This window comes from Micromonospora parastrephiae (genome assembly GCF_016802865.1).
Lineage (GTDB): Bacteria > Actinomycetota > Actinomycetes > Mycobacteriales > Micromonosporaceae > Micromonospora > Micromonospora parastrephiae.
This window is the reverse complement of the sequence record NZ_JAEVHM010000145.1, coordinates 1-14,070: the sequence shown is the minus strand read 5'-3', so window position 1 is coordinate 14,070 and position 14,070 is coordinate 1. Positions and strand designations below refer to the sequence as shown.

11 protein-coding genes are annotated in these 14,070 nt (G+C 70.3%); 10 read left to right on the top strand and 1 reads right to left on the bottom strand.

The window, feature by feature from the left end; genetic code table 11:
- The first annotated feature begins 147 nt into the window (after positions 1 to 147).
- From nuoF to JNW91_RS23280, 10 genes are all read left to right on the top strand, one after another.
- Positions 148 to 1,479, top strand: a complete 1,332-nt coding sequence (gene nuoF, locus JNW91_RS23325; protein WP_203177576.1) for an NADH-quinone oxidoreductase subunit NuoF — start codon at positions 148 to 150, stop codon at positions 1,477 to 1,479.
- Complete coding sequence (locus JNW91_RS23320) at positions 1,479 to 3,986, top strand: NADH-quinone oxidoreductase subunit G (RefSeq protein ID WP_203177575.1); 2,508 nt, start codon at positions 1,479 to 1,481, stop codon at positions 3,984 to 3,986. Before nuoF ends, JNW91_RS23320 begins: the two co-directional genes overlap by 1 nt.
- Positions 3,987 to 4,047: 61 nt before the next feature.
- Positions 4,048 to 5,400, top strand: a complete 1,353-nt coding sequence (nuoH, locus tag JNW91_RS23315) for an NADH-quinone oxidoreductase subunit NuoH (protein WP_203177574.1) — start codon at positions 4,048 to 4,050, stop codon at positions 5,398 to 5,400.
- A gap of 1 nt (position 5,401) precedes the next feature.
- The gene (gene nuoI / locus JNW91_RS23310; RefSeq protein WP_203177573.1) at positions 5,402 to 6,043 is read left to right on the top strand and encodes an NADH-quinone oxidoreductase subunit NuoI; all 642 of its coding nucleotides are present in this window, start codon (positions 5,402 to 5,404) and stop codon (positions 6,041 to 6,043) included.
- Complete coding sequence (locus tag JNW91_RS23305) at positions 6,040 to 6,810, top strand: NADH-quinone oxidoreductase subunit J (RefSeq protein WP_203177572.1); 771 nt, start codon at positions 6,040 to 6,042, stop codon at positions 6,808 to 6,810. Before nuoI ends, JNW91_RS23305 begins: the two co-directional genes overlap by 4 nt.
- Positions 6,811 to 6,926: 116 nt before the next feature.
- Positions 6,927 to 7,226, top strand: a complete 300-nt coding sequence (nuoK, locus tag JNW91_RS23300; protein WP_030486270.1) for an NADH-quinone oxidoreductase subunit NuoK — start codon at positions 6,927 to 6,929, stop codon at positions 7,224 to 7,226.
- Between the two features lie 11 nt (positions 7,227 to 7,237).
- On the top strand, positions 7,238 to 9,163 hold the full coding sequence (gene nuoL / locus JNW91_RS23295) for an NADH-quinone oxidoreductase subunit L (RefSeq protein ID WP_203177571.1): 1,926 nt from the start codon (positions 7,238 to 7,240) through the stop codon (positions 9,161 to 9,163).
- 64 nt (positions 9,164 to 9,227) lie between these two features.
- The gene (locus tag JNW91_RS23290) at positions 9,228 to 10,760 is read left to right on the top strand and encodes an NADH-quinone oxidoreductase subunit M (RefSeq protein WP_203177570.1); all 1,533 of its coding nucleotides are present in this window, start codon (positions 9,228 to 9,230) and stop codon (positions 10,758 to 10,760) included.
- Positions 10,761 to 10,815: 55 nt separating this feature from the next.
- Positions 10,816 to 12,369, top strand: a complete 1,554-nt coding sequence (gene nuoN, locus JNW91_RS23285; RefSeq protein WP_203177569.1) for an NADH-quinone oxidoreductase subunit NuoN — start codon at positions 10,816 to 10,818, stop codon at positions 12,367 to 12,369.
- An 89-nt stretch (positions 12,370 to 12,458) separates the two neighbouring features.
- On the top strand, positions 12,459 to 13,544 hold the full coding sequence (locus JNW91_RS23280) for a polyprenyl synthetase family protein (RefSeq protein ID WP_203177568.1): 1,086 nt from the start codon (positions 12,459 to 12,461) through the stop codon (positions 13,542 to 13,544).
- Here JNW91_RS23280 and JNW91_RS23275 read toward each other — a convergent pair.
- The coding region (locus tag JNW91_RS23275; RefSeq protein ID WP_407664374.1) for an MFS transporter at positions 13,520 to 14,070 on the bottom strand (551 nt) is incomplete at its 5' end. The two genes, JNW91_RS23280 and JNW91_RS23275, sit on opposite strands and share 25 nt — an antisense overlap.

Below are 14,070 nucleotides of genomic sequence, written 5' to 3'. Positions count from 1 at the left end.
CGGCGTGGCGGCCAACGCGCCGGCCGGCGACGGTAAGCCCGCCGGCGACGAGGCCGGGGCGCAGGAGCGCAACCTCACCGAAGCGAAAGCTGGCACGGACGCCGACGGCGCCGGACCGGCGGACGCGAGCGAAACGGGGGCCCAGAAGTGACCACTCCCCGCCCGGAGACGTTGGCCAAGCTGACGCCGGTGCTGACCAAGCGCTGGCTGTCGCCGGACGCCTGGCGGATCGGCACCTACGAGCAGCTCGACGGCTACGCCGCGCTGCGCAAGGCGCTCAAGGCCCACCCGGACGACCTGATCCAGCTGATCAAGGACTCCGGGCTGCGCGGTCGTGGCGGCGCCGGCTTCCCCACCGGTCTCAAGTGGGGCTTCATCCCTCAACAGCCAAGCGGAAATCCGCCGACGGTTCCTCATTATCTGGTGGTCAACGCCGACGAGGGCGAGCCGGGCACCTGCAAGGACCTGCCGCTGATGACCCACGACCCGCACGCGCTGGTCGAGGGCGTCATCATCGCCTCGTACGCGATCCGGGCCAGCCGCGCCTACATCTACATCCGGGGCGAGGCGGTGCACGCCGCGCGCCGGCTGCGCAACGCGGTCCAGGAGGCGTACGACAAGGGCTACCTCGGCCGGAACATCCTGCGCAGCGGCTACGACCTGGAGCTGGTGGTGCACTCCGGCGCCGGGGCGTACATCTGCGGTGAGGAGACGGCGCTGCTGGACTCCCTGGAGGGGTTCCGGGGTCAGCCCCGGCTGCGTCCGCCGTTCCCGGCCACCCACGGCCTGTACGCCAGCCCGACGGTGGTGAACAACGTCGGCACCATCGCCAGCGTGCCGCCGATCGTGCTCGGTGGCGCCGACTGGTGGAAGACCATGGGCACCGAGAAGTCCTCCGGGCCGATGATCTACTCGCTCTCCGGCCGGGTCGCCAACCCCGGCCAGTACGAGTGCTCGATGGGTGTCACGCTGCGCGAGCTGCTGGAGCTGGCCGGTGGGATGCAGCCCGGTCACAACCTGCGGTTCTGGACGCCGGGTGGCTCGTCGACCCCGCTGCTCGCGGCCGAGCACCTGGACGTGCCACTGGACTTCGAGGGGGTGGCGGCGGCCGGCTCGATCCTGGGCACCACGGCCACCCAGATCTTCTCCGACCAGGACTGCCCGGTCTACGCGACGTACCGGTGGCTGGAGTTCTACCACCACGAGTCGTGTGGCAAGTGCACCCCGTGCCGCGAGGGCAACTACTGGATGGTCCGGGTCTACCGGCGGATCCTCTCCGGTCAGGGCACCCACGAGGACCTGGACACCCTTCTGGACACCTGCGACAACATCCTCGGCCGTTCGTTCTGCGGTCTCGGTGACGGCGCGACCAGCTCGGTGACCTCGTCGCTGAAGTACTTCAAGCAGGACTACCTCGACTACATCGAGGGACGTACCGCACCGAAGCTGTCGGACAAGCAGCTGGTGGGAGCCCACTAATGACCGACGTTGCCAAGCAGACCGAGACCGTCACCCTCACCATCGACGGCGTCGAGGTCACCGCCCCGAAGGGGACGCTGCTGATCCGGGCCGCCGAGCAGATCGGCACCGAGATCCCCCGGTTCTGCGACCATCCGCTGCTGGCTCCGGCCGGCGCGTGCCGCCAGTGCCTCGTCGAGGTGGAGGGGCAGCGCAAGCCGGTGGCCTCCTGCACCCAGACCGTCGCCGACGGCATGGTCGTGCGGACGCAGCTCACCTCCCCGGTCGCCAAGAAGGCGCAGGAGGGGGTGATGGAGCTGCTGCTGCTCAACCACCCGCTGGACTGCCCGATGTGTGACAAGGGCGGCGAATGCCCCCTACAGAACCAGGCGATGTCCACCGGCCGCACCGACTCGCGCTTCCACGAGCACAAGCGGGAGTACGAGAAGCCGATGGCGATCAGCAGCCAGGTGCTGCTGGACCGCGAGCGTTGCGTGCTCTGCCAGCGGTGCACCCGGTTCTCCGAGGAGATCGCCGGCGACAAGTTCATCGACCTGATGGGCCGGTCGTCCGCCGAGGAGATCAACATCTACCGGGACGACGCGTACGGCGAGCAGGGCGACGCCGGTGACGTCCCGTTCAACTCCTACTTCTCCGGCAACACCGTGCAGATCTGCCCGGTGGGTGCGCTGACCGGTGCCCAGTACCGGTTCCGCGCCCGCCCGTTCGACCTGGTGTCCAGCCCCAGCGTCTGCGAGCACTGCTCGGCCGGCTGTGGGCAGCGCACCGACTGGCGGCGCGGCAAGGTGCTGCGCCGGCTGGCCGGTGACGAGCCGGAGGTCAACGAGGAGTGGAACTGCGACAAGGGCCGCTGGGGCTTCCAGTACACCCGCGCCACCGACCGGCTGACCACCCCGCTGGTCCGCGACGAGCGCACCGGTGAGCTGCGGGAGGCGTCCTGGAGTGAGGCGCTCACCGTGGCCGCCGAGGGGCTGCACGCGGCCCGGGAAGGTGGGCAGGGCACGGCGGTGCTCACCGGCGGTCGGCTGACCGTCGAGGACGCCTACGCGTACGCCAAGTTCGCCCGGGTCGCCCTGAACACCAACGACATCGACTTCCGGGCCCGGCCGGTCTCCCGCGAGGAGGCCGACTTCCTGGCCAGCTCGGTCGCCGGGGTCACCGACGTCACCTACACCGACGTGGAGAACGCGCCGGCGGTGGTGCTGGTCGGCCTGGAGCCGGAGGAGGAGTGCCCCATCCTCTTCCTTCGGCTGCGCAAGGCGTACCTGAAGAAGACCCTGACGGTGTACGCGTTGGCGCCGTTCGCCACCCGCGGCCTGGAGAAGCTCGGTGCCAAGCTGGCCCGGGTGGTGCCGGGCGAGGAGGCCAGCGTGCTCGCCGAGCACGCCACGGTCACCGAGGCGTTGAGCGCCCCGGGCGCGATCCTGATCGTCGGGGAGCGTCTGGCCAGCGTGCCGGGCGGGCTCTCCGCGGCGGCGAACGTGGCGCGGCGTACCGGCGCGAAGCTGGCCTGGGTGCCACGACGCGCGGGTGACCGCGGCGCGGTCGACGCCGGCTGCCTGCCGAACCTGCTCCCCGGTGGCCGACTGGTCACCGAGCCGGCCGCGCGGGCCGAGCTGGGCGAGGCGTGGGACATCCCGGCCGGGGTGATCCCGAGCCAGGGCGGTCGGGACACCGACCAGATCCTGGCGGCCGCGGCCAAGGGGCAGCTGGGCGCCCTGGTGGTCGGCGGTGTGGACCCGGCCGACCTGGCCGACCCACGGCTGGCCGAGGCCGCCCTGGACGCGGTGCCGTTCCTGGTCAGCCTGGAGCTGCGCGCCAGCGCGGTGACCCGGCGGGCGAACGTGGTGCTGCCGGTCGCCCCGGTGGTCGAGAAGGCCGGCAGCTTCCTGGACTGGGAGGGTCGGCTGCGTCCGTTCGAGGCGGTGCTGAACACGGCCGCGATGAGCGACGGCCGGGTGCTCGACGCGCTGGCCGCGCTGCTCGACGTGCGGCTCGGCACCGCCGACGTGCTGAGTGTGCGTCGTGAGCTGGCCTCGTTGCCGACCACGCGTACGTCCCGGCCGGCTGCCCCGTCGGTGTCGCCGGGCGCGGTGCCGCACCCGGGCGCCGGGGAGGCCGTGCTGGCCACCTGGCACCAGCTGGTCGATCTCGGCACCCTGACCGACGGCGACGAGCACCTCGCCGGCACCGCCCGCCCGCCGGTCGTCCGGCTGGGCAAGGGCACCGCCGAGGCGCTCGGTGTGGCCGACGGGGACGCGGTCACCGTCGGTACCGACCGGGGCGCGCTGACCCTGCCGGCCGAGCTGACCGAGATGCCGGACGGCGTGGTCTGGTTGCCGACCAACTCACCCGGTTCGACCCTGCGACGCAGCCTCGGGGCGACGTCCGGCGCGGTCGTCCGGATCTCCGTCCCCGCACAGAGCGCGGCCGTCCCGGCCGGGCGGGTCGCGGCCGACGAGACCGGTCTCCCGGGTCCGCTCCTCAACGCTGGGGGTAACCAGTGAGTGCGAGGAGTGCACGAGCGCAGCGAGTGAGCCCCGCAGTCGCGAACGAAAGGTGGGCACAGTGAGTCCCTCCTACCTCGCCCAGGATCCGACGCTGGCCGACTTCGGTCGGGATCCGTGGTGGCTGGTCCTCGGCAAGATCGTCTTCGCGTTCGCCTTCGGTCTGCTGGCCACCCTGCTCGGCGTCTGGTTCGAGCGGCGCGTGGTGGGCTACATGCAGGTGCGGCCCGGCCCCAACCAGGTCGGCCCGTTCGGCCTGCTGCAGACCCTCGCCGACGGCCTGAAGATGGCCTTCAAGGAGGACATCCTGCCGAAGGCGGCCGACAAGGTCGTCTACTTCTTCGCCCCGACCATCTCGGTGATCTGCGCGGTCACCGCGCTGTCGGTGGTGCCGTTCGGCCCGATGGTGAGCATCGCCGGCCACCACACGCCGTTGCAGGTCACCGACGTTCCGGTGGCGGTGCTGCTGCTGCTGGCCTGCTCCTCGATGGGCGTCTACGGCATCGTGCTGGGCGGCTGGGCCTCCGGCTCGACGTACCCGCTGCTCGGTGGTCTGCGGTCGAGCGCCCAGATGATCTCCTACGAGGTTGCCATGGGCCTCTCCATCGTCGCGGTGTTCATGACCGCCGGCACGATGAGCACCAGCGGGATCGTCGCCGCACAGGGCGACGGCACCCAGCTGTCCATCTTCGGCACCGATATCCCGGCGCCGGGCTGGTACGCGATCCTGTTGCTGCCCAGCTTCATCATCTTCTTCATCGCCACCGTGGGTGAGACCAACCGGGCGCCGTTCGACCTGCCCGAGGCCGAGTCCGAGCTGGTCGCCGGCTTCATGACCGAGTACAGCTCGCTGAAGTTCGCGCTCTTCATGCTCAGCGAGTACGTCGCGATGGTGACGATGTCCGCGGTCACCACCACGCTGTTCCTGGGCGGGTGGCGGGCGCCCTGGCCGATCACCCTGTGGGAGGGCGCCAACTCCGGTTGGTGGCCGATGCTCTGGTTCTTCGGCAAGGTGATCGCGCTGGTCTTCGTGTTCGTGTGGCTGCGCGGCACGCTGCCCCGGCTGCGCTACGACCAGTTCATGCGCTTCGGTTGGAAGGTGCTGCTGCCGATCAACCTGGTCTGGATCCTGGTCCTGTCGGGCCTGCGCTCCATCGAGGACTGGGACTCGCGCGGCAAGCTCATCGCTGTCGGCATCCCTGCCGGCGTGCTGCTGATCGCCACGCTGTTTTGGCCCAGCCGTCGCCCGCAGCCGAAGCCGACTCCGCAGGAGCAGGCGGACAACCGGCCGTACGGGAGTTTCCCGCTGCCACCGATGGATCTACAGGTACCACCGAGCCCGCGTATCACGCGCGTGGTCGCCGAGCGGGAGCCGGCCAACATCGTCGCCGGCTCGGACTCCAGGGAGGTGTGACGTGGGCGCGATCACCGGAACGTTCAAGGGATTCGGTGTCACCTTCTCGCACATGTTCAGGAAGGTCGTCACCACCGACTACCCGTTCAAGCCGCCGGTGTCGGCGCCGCGCTACCACGGGCGGCACATCCTCAACCGGCACCCGGACGGCCTGGAGAAGTGCATCGGCTGCGAGCTGTGCGCCTGGGCCTGCCCGGCGGACGCGATCTACGTCGAGGGCGGCGACAACACCGACGAGCAGCGCTTCTCGCCGGGTGAGCGGTACGCCAGCACCTACCAGATCAACTACGCGCGATGCATCTTCTGTGGGTTGTGCATCGAGGCCTGCCCGACCCGTTCGCTGACCATGAGCAACGAGTACGAGCTGGCCCGGGACAACCGGCAGGACCTGATCTTCACGAAGGAGCAGTTGCTCGCGCCGCTGCTCGAGGGCATGGAGCAGCCGCCGCACCCGATGCGCCTGGGTGACAGCGAGAAGGACTACTACGTCGGCGCCCTGGAGAACCCGGGCACCTCCGCCGGTGCCGAGACGTCCCCGATGGGCCCCGGCCGGTACCAGGTCGAGGAGCACCCCGGTGTGACGTTCCCGGGTGCCGAGCAGGCCGCCCAGCGCGCGGCGGCCGGCAAGGGAGAGGGAGCATGACCATGTCTACGGTGCTGGCCGCGGCGGGTGGGGTGTCCGGCGGCGAGGAGGTCACCTTCTGGATCCTCGCGCCGCTCGCCCTGCTCGGCGCGATCGGGATGGTGGCCGCCCGCAACGCGGTGCACTCCGCGCTCTGGCTGGTGCTCACCATGCTCTGCCTGGGCGTGTTCTACGTGCTCCAGGCCGGGCCGTTCATCGGCATGGTGCAGATCATCGTCTACACCGGCGCGATCATGATGCTCTTCCTGTTCGTGCTGATGCTGGTCGGGCGGGACTCCTCCGACTCGCTGATCGAGACGCTGCGCGGCCAGCGCGTCGCCGCGATCGTGCTGGGATTGGGCTTCGCCGGCCTGGTCGGCGGCGCGCTCTACCGGGCGCTGGAGGGCACCACCGCGGTCGGCCTGGAGCAGGCCAACGCGGAGGGCAACGTGCAGGGCATCGCCCGACTGCTCTTCACCAAGTACGTCTTCGCGTTCGAGCTGACCTCGGCGCTGCTCATCACCGCGGCGGTGGGCGCCATGGTGCTCGCGCACGTCGAGCGGCGCAAGCAGGACAAGGTCGACCAGCCGTCGACCATGAAGGCCCGCTTCGCGCCGGGCAACTACCCCGGCCCCAAGCCGGGCCCCGGCGTCTTCGCGACCTCCTCCTCGGTGGCCACCCCGGCGCGGCTGCCGGACGGCCGGCTCACCGAGCGGAGCACGCCCGACATCCTGCCGGTGCGGGAGCTGACGGCGCAGGAGACCACGTTGAAGGGGACGGACCGGTGAGCGCGAGGAGTGCAGCGAAGCGGAGCCCCGCAGTCGCGAACGAAAGGCGAGCACGGTGAGCGCGAGGAGTGCGGCGAAGCGGAGCCCCGCAGTCGCGAACGAAAGCGAGTCCAGCCATGACGCCTGACTACTACCTGGTGCTCGCCGCGGTGCTGTTCACCATCGGCGCCGCCGGGGTGCTCGTCCGGCGCAACGCGATCGTGCTCTTCATGTGCGTGGAGCTGATGCTCAACGCGGCCAACCTGACGCTGGTCACCTTCAGCCGGATCAACGGCGACCTCAACGGTCAGATCATGGCGTTCTTCGTGATGGTGGTGGCAGCGGCCGAGGTCGTGGTCGGTCTCGCGATCATCATGTCCATCTTCCGGACGCGGCGCTCGGCGAGCGTCGACGACGCCAACCTGCTCAAGTACTAAGGGGCAAGCAAGTGGAAGAGACTGTGCAGTACGCCGGTGCCACGGGCTTGCTCGGCAGCGTCTGGCTGCTGGTGGCGATCCCGCTGGTCAGCGCGGCCATCCTGCTGCTGCTCGGCCGTCGGGCCGACCGCTGGGGGCACTGGCTGGGCGTCGCCGCCATCGGTGCCGCTTTCGTGCTCGGCCTGGCCTTCTTCTTCCAGCTGCGTGGCCTGGAGAACAAGTCGGTCGAGCTGAGCCTCTGGGACTTCATCGCGGTCGGTGACTTCCGGGTCGACTTCGGTCTGCTGTTCGACCCGCTCGCCGCGGTCTTCGTGCTGCTGATCACCGGGGTGGGCTTCCTGATCCACCTGTACGCGGTGGAGTACATGGCGCACGACGGGGGCCGTCGCCGGTTCTTCGCGTACTTCAACCTGTTCGTCGCGGCGATGCTGCTGCTGGTGCTCGGCAACAACTACGTGATGTTGTACTTCGGCTGGGAGGGCGTCGGTCTGGCGTCGTACCTGCTGATCTCCTTCTGGTACGGGCGGCCGAGCGCGGCCACCGCCGGCAAGAAGGCGTTCCTGATGAACCGGGTCGGCGACGCCGGCCTGGCCATCGGCATCTTCATCATGTTCGCCACGCTGGGCACCACCCAGTACGACGAGGTGTTCAGCGGCGTCGGCGCGATGACCGGCACCACCGTGCTGGTGCTGGGCCTGCTGCTGCTGCTCGGAGCGGCCGGCAAGTCCGGCCAGTTCCCGCTCCAGGCGTGGCTGCCGGACGCGATGGAGGGCCCGACCCCGGTGTCGGCGCTCATCCACGCCGCCACCATGGTCACCGCGGGCGTCTACCTGATCGCCCGCTCCAACCCGATCTTCTCCGCGAACTCGACCCTCCAGCTCGTGGTGGTCAGCGTCGGTGCGCTCACCCTGCTGATGGGCTGCATCATCGGCGCGGCCAAGGACGACATCAAGCGGGTGCTCGCCTGGTCGACGGTGAGCCAGATCGGCTACATGTTCCTCGGTGTCGGTCTGGGCGGTGGGGCGTACGCGCTGGCCATCGTGCACCTGCTGGCGCACGGCTTCTTCAAGGCCAACATGTTCCTGGGCGCCGGCTCGGTCATGCACGGGATGAGGGACCAGGTGGACATCCGCCGCTTCGGCGGGCTGTCGAAGCACATGAAGATCACCTGGTTGACCTTCATGATGGGTTGGCTGGCCATCATCGGCATGTTCCCGTTCTCCGGTTTCTTCTCCAAGGAGCCGATCATCGTGGCCGCCTTCGAGCGGGAGGACTGGACCGCCTGGCTCTTCGGCGGTGCGGCGCTGCTCGGCGCCGGGCTGACCGCCTTCTACATGACGCGGCTGTTCGTGCTCACCTTCCACGGCCCGAAGCGGTGGACCGAGGACATCGAGCACCCGCACGAGTCACCGACGCTGATGACCATTCCGCTGATCCTGCTGGCGGTCGGCTCGGTCGGCGCCGGTTTCCTGCTCTCCACGTCCGTTCCGGACTGGCTGACGGCGACCGCCGGGCTGGGCGGCGAGCACGCGGAGCACGAGGCGGTCCTCTCGCACGCCGTGATCACCACGCTGTCGCTGCTGGTCACCGTGCTCGGCGCCGGGCTGGCCTGGTTCCTGTTCCGGGCCGGTACGGCCACCGCGCCGCAGCCGGCCGGTGTGCTGGTGACCGCCGCCCGGCGCAACCTCTACACCGACGCGGTGAACGAAGCGGTCTTCGAGAAGCCGGGCATCTTCCTCACCCGGGCGCTGGTCTTCCTCGACAACCGGGGCGTCGACGGGCTGGTCAACGGGCTCGCCGCCGCGGTCGGCGGTGGATCCGGCCGGCTCCGGCGGATGCAGACCGGTTTCGTCCGCTCGTACGCCACCTCGATCCTGGCCGGTGCGCTGCTGGTGATGGCGGCGTTCCTGGCGGTGCAGGCGGGGTGGTTGGCGTGATCGACCTCTTTCCGGCCGCCCCCGCCGGCGGACCACGCAGTGACGACGGAGGTAAGGCCGCATAATGTCCAACTTCCCGTTCCTCTCGGTGCTCACGGTGGCGCCACTGGTGGGCGCCCTGGTGGTGGCCTTCCTGCCGCGCCACCGGCCGGAGCTGGCCAAGCAGGTGGCCTTCGCCTGGTCACTGCTCGTGCTGGTGCTGTCGGTGGTGATGTGGGCCAGCTTCAACGCCGGCGGTGACCGGTTCCAGTTCCGCGAGTCGTACTCGTGGATCCCGAACTGGGGTGTCAGCTTCACCTTCGCCGCCGACGGCATCGCGTTGGTGATGCTGATGCTGATCGCGGTGCTGGTGCCGCTGGTGATCCTGGCGTCCTGGCACGACGCGGAGTCGTCGAAGCGGTCGGTGCCGGTCTACTTCGCGCTGCTGCTGGCCCTCGAATGCACGATGATCGGCGTCTTCGCGGCCGCCGACGTCTTCCTGTTCTACGTGTTCTTCGAGGTCATGCTGGTGCCGATGTACTTCCTCATCGGCAGCTACGGCGGCCACCAGCGGCAGTACGCGGCGGTGAAGTTCTTCCTCTACTCGCTCGTCGGCGGTCTGTTCATGCTGGCCGCGGTGATCGGCCTCTGGGTGGTCGGCGGGAAGACCTTCGACTGGCAGGCGCTGTCGCAGGTGGACATCAGCACCGGCACCGAGCGTTGGCTGTTCCTCGGCTTCTTCCTCGCGTTCGCCATCAAGGCGCCGTTCTTCCCGTTCCACACCTGGCTGCCGGACGCCGGTGGCGCCGCCCCGGCGGGCGCGGCGGCGCTGCTCGTCGGCGTGCTGGACAAGGTCGGCACGTTCGGCATCCTGCGCTACTGCCTGCCGCTGTTCCCCGAGGCGTCGAAGTGGTTCGCGCCGTGGGCGCTGGCGCTGGGCGTGATCGGCATCGTCTACGCCGCGCTGCTGGCGGTCGGCCAGAACGACCTCAAGCGGCTGGTGTCGTACACCTCTATCGCGCACTTCGGGTTCATCGGGGTGGGCATCTTCGCGTTCACCACGCAGGCCGGCACGGGCGCGGTGCTCTACATGCTCAACCACGGTCTGGCCACCGGCCTGCTCTTCCTGGTGGTGGGCATGCTGATCTCCCGGCGTGGTTCGGCGCTGATCAGCGACTTCGGTGGGGCGGGCAAGCTCGTTCCGCTGCTCGCCGGGGTGCTGTTCTTCGCCGGTCTCGCCTCACTCGCGCTGCCCGGAACCGCGCCGTTCATCTCCGAGTTCCTGGTGCTGATCGGCACGTTCACGGTGAACAAGCCGGTCGCGGTCATCGCGACGCTCGGCATCATCCTGGCCGCGGCGTACGTGCTGTGGATGGTGCAGCGCACCACGCAGGGCACGCTCAACCCGGCGCTGACCGAGGTCGACGGCATGCGCCGGGACCTCAACCTGCGCGAGAAGGCCGTGGTCGCCCCGCTGATCGCGCTGATCGTGCTGCTCGGCTTCTACCCCAAGCCGGTCACGGACGTGATCAACCCGGCCGTCCAGGCGACCATGGACGACATCGGCAAGTCCGACCCCGCCCCATCGGTGGGCACCGTCCAGGAGGCGCACCGGTGAGCGCGAGGAGTGCAGCGCAGCGGAGCCCCGCAGTCGCGAACGAAAGGTCGGCACAGTGACCGAGTTGAAACTGCCGTCGCTCGACTACGCGGCGCTCGCCCCGATCCTGATCATGCTGGGCACCGCGTTGCTCGGCGTGCTGGTCGAGGCCTTCGTGCCCCGGCGCTCGCGGCATCTGGTGCAGTTGACGTTGGCTCTGCTGGCGGTGCTCGCCGCGCTGACCATGGTGGTCTTCAACGCCGACGACCGGATGCTCACCGCCGGCCGGGCCCTCGCGGTGGACGGGCCGACGCTCTTCCTCCAGGGCGCGATCCTCGTGCTGGCCGCGATGGCGTTGCTGCTGATCGGCGACCGTTCGGTGGAGCGGGGCGGCGCGTTCGTCGCCCAGGCCGCGGTGACCGCCGAGTCGGCCGACGACCGGCGGCAGGCCGAGGGACGCAACGGGCTCACCGAGGTCTACCCGCTCACCACGTTCGCGATCGGCGGCATGCTGATCTTCGTGGCGGCGAACGACCTGCTGACCATGTTCATCGCCCTGGAGGTCTTCTCGCTTCCGCTGTACCTGCTCTGCGCGCTGGCTCGTCGCCGGCGTCTGCTGAGCCAGGAGGCGGCGATGAAGTACTTCCTGCTCGGCGCGTACGCCTCGGCGTTCTTCCTGTTCGGGGTGGCCCTGATCTACGGCTTCACCGCCGGGATCCCGGGCCGGACGGCCGGCGTCGACTTCGCCACCATCAACGCGGCGGTGTCCGAGTCGCCGGCCAGCCCGGTGCTGCTCTTCGCCGGCATGGCGCTGCTCGCCATCGGGTTGCTCTTCAAGGCGGCGGCGGCCCCGTTCCACGTGTGGACGCCGGACGTCTACCAGGGCGCCCCGACCCCGGTCACCGGTTTCATGGCGGCCTGCACGAAGGTCGCCGCGTTCGGCGCGCTGCTGCGTGTCTTCCACGTCGCGTTCGCCGACGCCGGCTGGGACTTCACGCCGGTGCTCGGCGCGGTCGCGGTGCTGACCATGCTGGTCGGCGCGGTGCTCGCGGTCACCCAGACCGACATCAAGCGGCTGCTCGCGTACTCCTCGATCGCCAACGCCGGTTACCTGCTGGTCGGTGTGCTGGCGCCGAGCCGCGACGGGCTGTCCGGGACGATGTTCTACCTGGTCGCGTACGGGTTCTCGGTGCTGGCCGCGTTCGCGGTGGTGACGCTGGTGCGCGACGCCGACGGGGAGGCCACCCACCTGTCCCATTGGGCCGGGCTGGGTCGGCGTTCGCCGTTCTTCGCCGGGCTGTTCACGTTCATCCTGCTGGCCTTCGCGGGCATCCCGTTGACCAGCGGATTCACCAGCAAGTTCGCGATCTTCGGGCCGGCCCTGGCCGAGGGGCAGACCTGGCTGGTGATCGCCGGCGTGCTGACCAGCATGGTGCTGGCGTTCCCGTACCTGCGGGTCGTGGTGCTGATGTGGCTCTCCGAGCCGGGCGAGTCCACCCCGACCGTCACCGTGCCCGGTGGGCTCACCTCCGCCGCCCTGATGATCGGCGTGCTGGCCACCCTGGTGCTGGGCATCGCCCCGGCGCCGCTGCTCGATCTGGCTGCGGGAGCCGCCGAATTCGTTCGATGACCGAAGGATCGATCACCGGGGGTCGGCGCGTGTTCACGTGCCGGCCCCGGTGCGTATCCCCGGCCCGGAGCAGGTCGAACGGGTGTGGCATGGTTGATGGTGTGGTGAATCCGGCTGGCGAGCGTTCAGGTGCCTCCGGCTCCGGCGGTCGTCGGGGTCGGGCGAGCACGAGTCAGTTCGGCGCGCTCGGCCTTCATCTCGCCGATCCCCGCGTCGAGGCGTCCGTGCTGGGTCTGCTGGACGCGGTGGAGGTCGAGCTGCGGGCCAGCGTGGCGAGCGCGGATCCGTTCGTCACCGAGGCCGCCCGGCATCTGGTGGAGGCCGGCGGGAAGCGGTTCCGCCCTCTGCTGGTGTCGCTGGGCGCCCAGTTCGGTGATCCGGCCGGCGCGCAGGTCGTCCCGGCCGCGGTGGTGATGGAGCTCACTCACCTGGCGACGCTCTACCACGACGACGTGATGGACGAGGCGGCCGTTCGTCGGGGTGCGCCCAGTGCCAACTCGCGTTGGACCAACTCGGTCGCCATCCTGGTCGGCGACTACCTCTTCGCCCGCGCCGCGGACATCGCGGCCGACCTGGGCCCGGAGGCGGTGCGGTTGCAGGCGCGCACCTTCGCCCGCCTGGTGCACGGTCAGATCGCGGAGACCGTGGGGCCGCGAGTCGGCGACGACCCGGTCGCGCACTACCTGAGCGTCATCGCCGAGAAGACCGGCTCGCTGATCGCCACGTCGGCCCGTTTCGGCGGGATGTTCGGTGGGGCTCCGGCGGAGCACGTCGAGGCGTTGGCCGGGTACGGCGAGACGATCGGTGTGGCCTTCCAGCTCTCCGACGACCTGCTGGACATCGCGTCCGAGTCGGTGCAGTCGGGCAAGACGCCCGGCACCGACCTGCGCGAGGGCGTTCCGACTCTGCCGGTGCTCTACGCCCGTGCGGCGGACGACTCCGACGCCTCGTCGGTGCGCCTGCGGGAAATCCTGGCGACCGGCCCGTTGACTGACGACGCCCTGCACGCGGAGGCGCTGGGGCTGCTCCGGGAGAGCCCGGCGCTCAAGCGGGCGCGGGAGACCGTGCGCAGCTACGCCGAGGACGCCCGCGCGCGTCTGGCCCCCCTTCCGGACGGCCCGGCGCGCCGCGCCCTCGAATCGCTCTGCGACTACATCGCCGACCGCACCAGCTGATTCTCGCTCCGAGCCGTGCCGGCGGCTGTCAGCAGCCGACTGCCGACGAGCATGAGGGCCGCGGCGAGCAGCATGGACAGCGCCGCCGTGACCCACATCGTCGGATAGCCGAGGTGTGCGGCGAGCGGTCCGAGGCTCAGCGGGCCGAGGCAGCCGCCCGCGTACACCCCGGTCTGGGTGATCGACGTGGCGGTGGCCGGGGCCTGCGGGTGCAGCCGTACCACCGCGAAGTTCATCAGACCGGGCCACGCCCAGCCCAGGCCGAAGCCGAGCACCACCCCCGCCACCAGCGGCACCGCGCCGGTCAGCGCGAGCAGGCCCAGACCGACCGCGCCGACCACCAGCATCGCGGCGATCAGCGCGACGTGGCCGCTGGCCCGACGGTCGGCCAGCCACCCGGCGCCCACCCGGGCCACCACGCAGACGGCGCTGCCCAGGGTGAGGGTGAGGCCGGCGAGGCCGGGGGACAGACCTCGGGCGGCCGCGGAGTCCACCAGGAAGGTGCCGAGCGCGTTCGCCGCGGCGG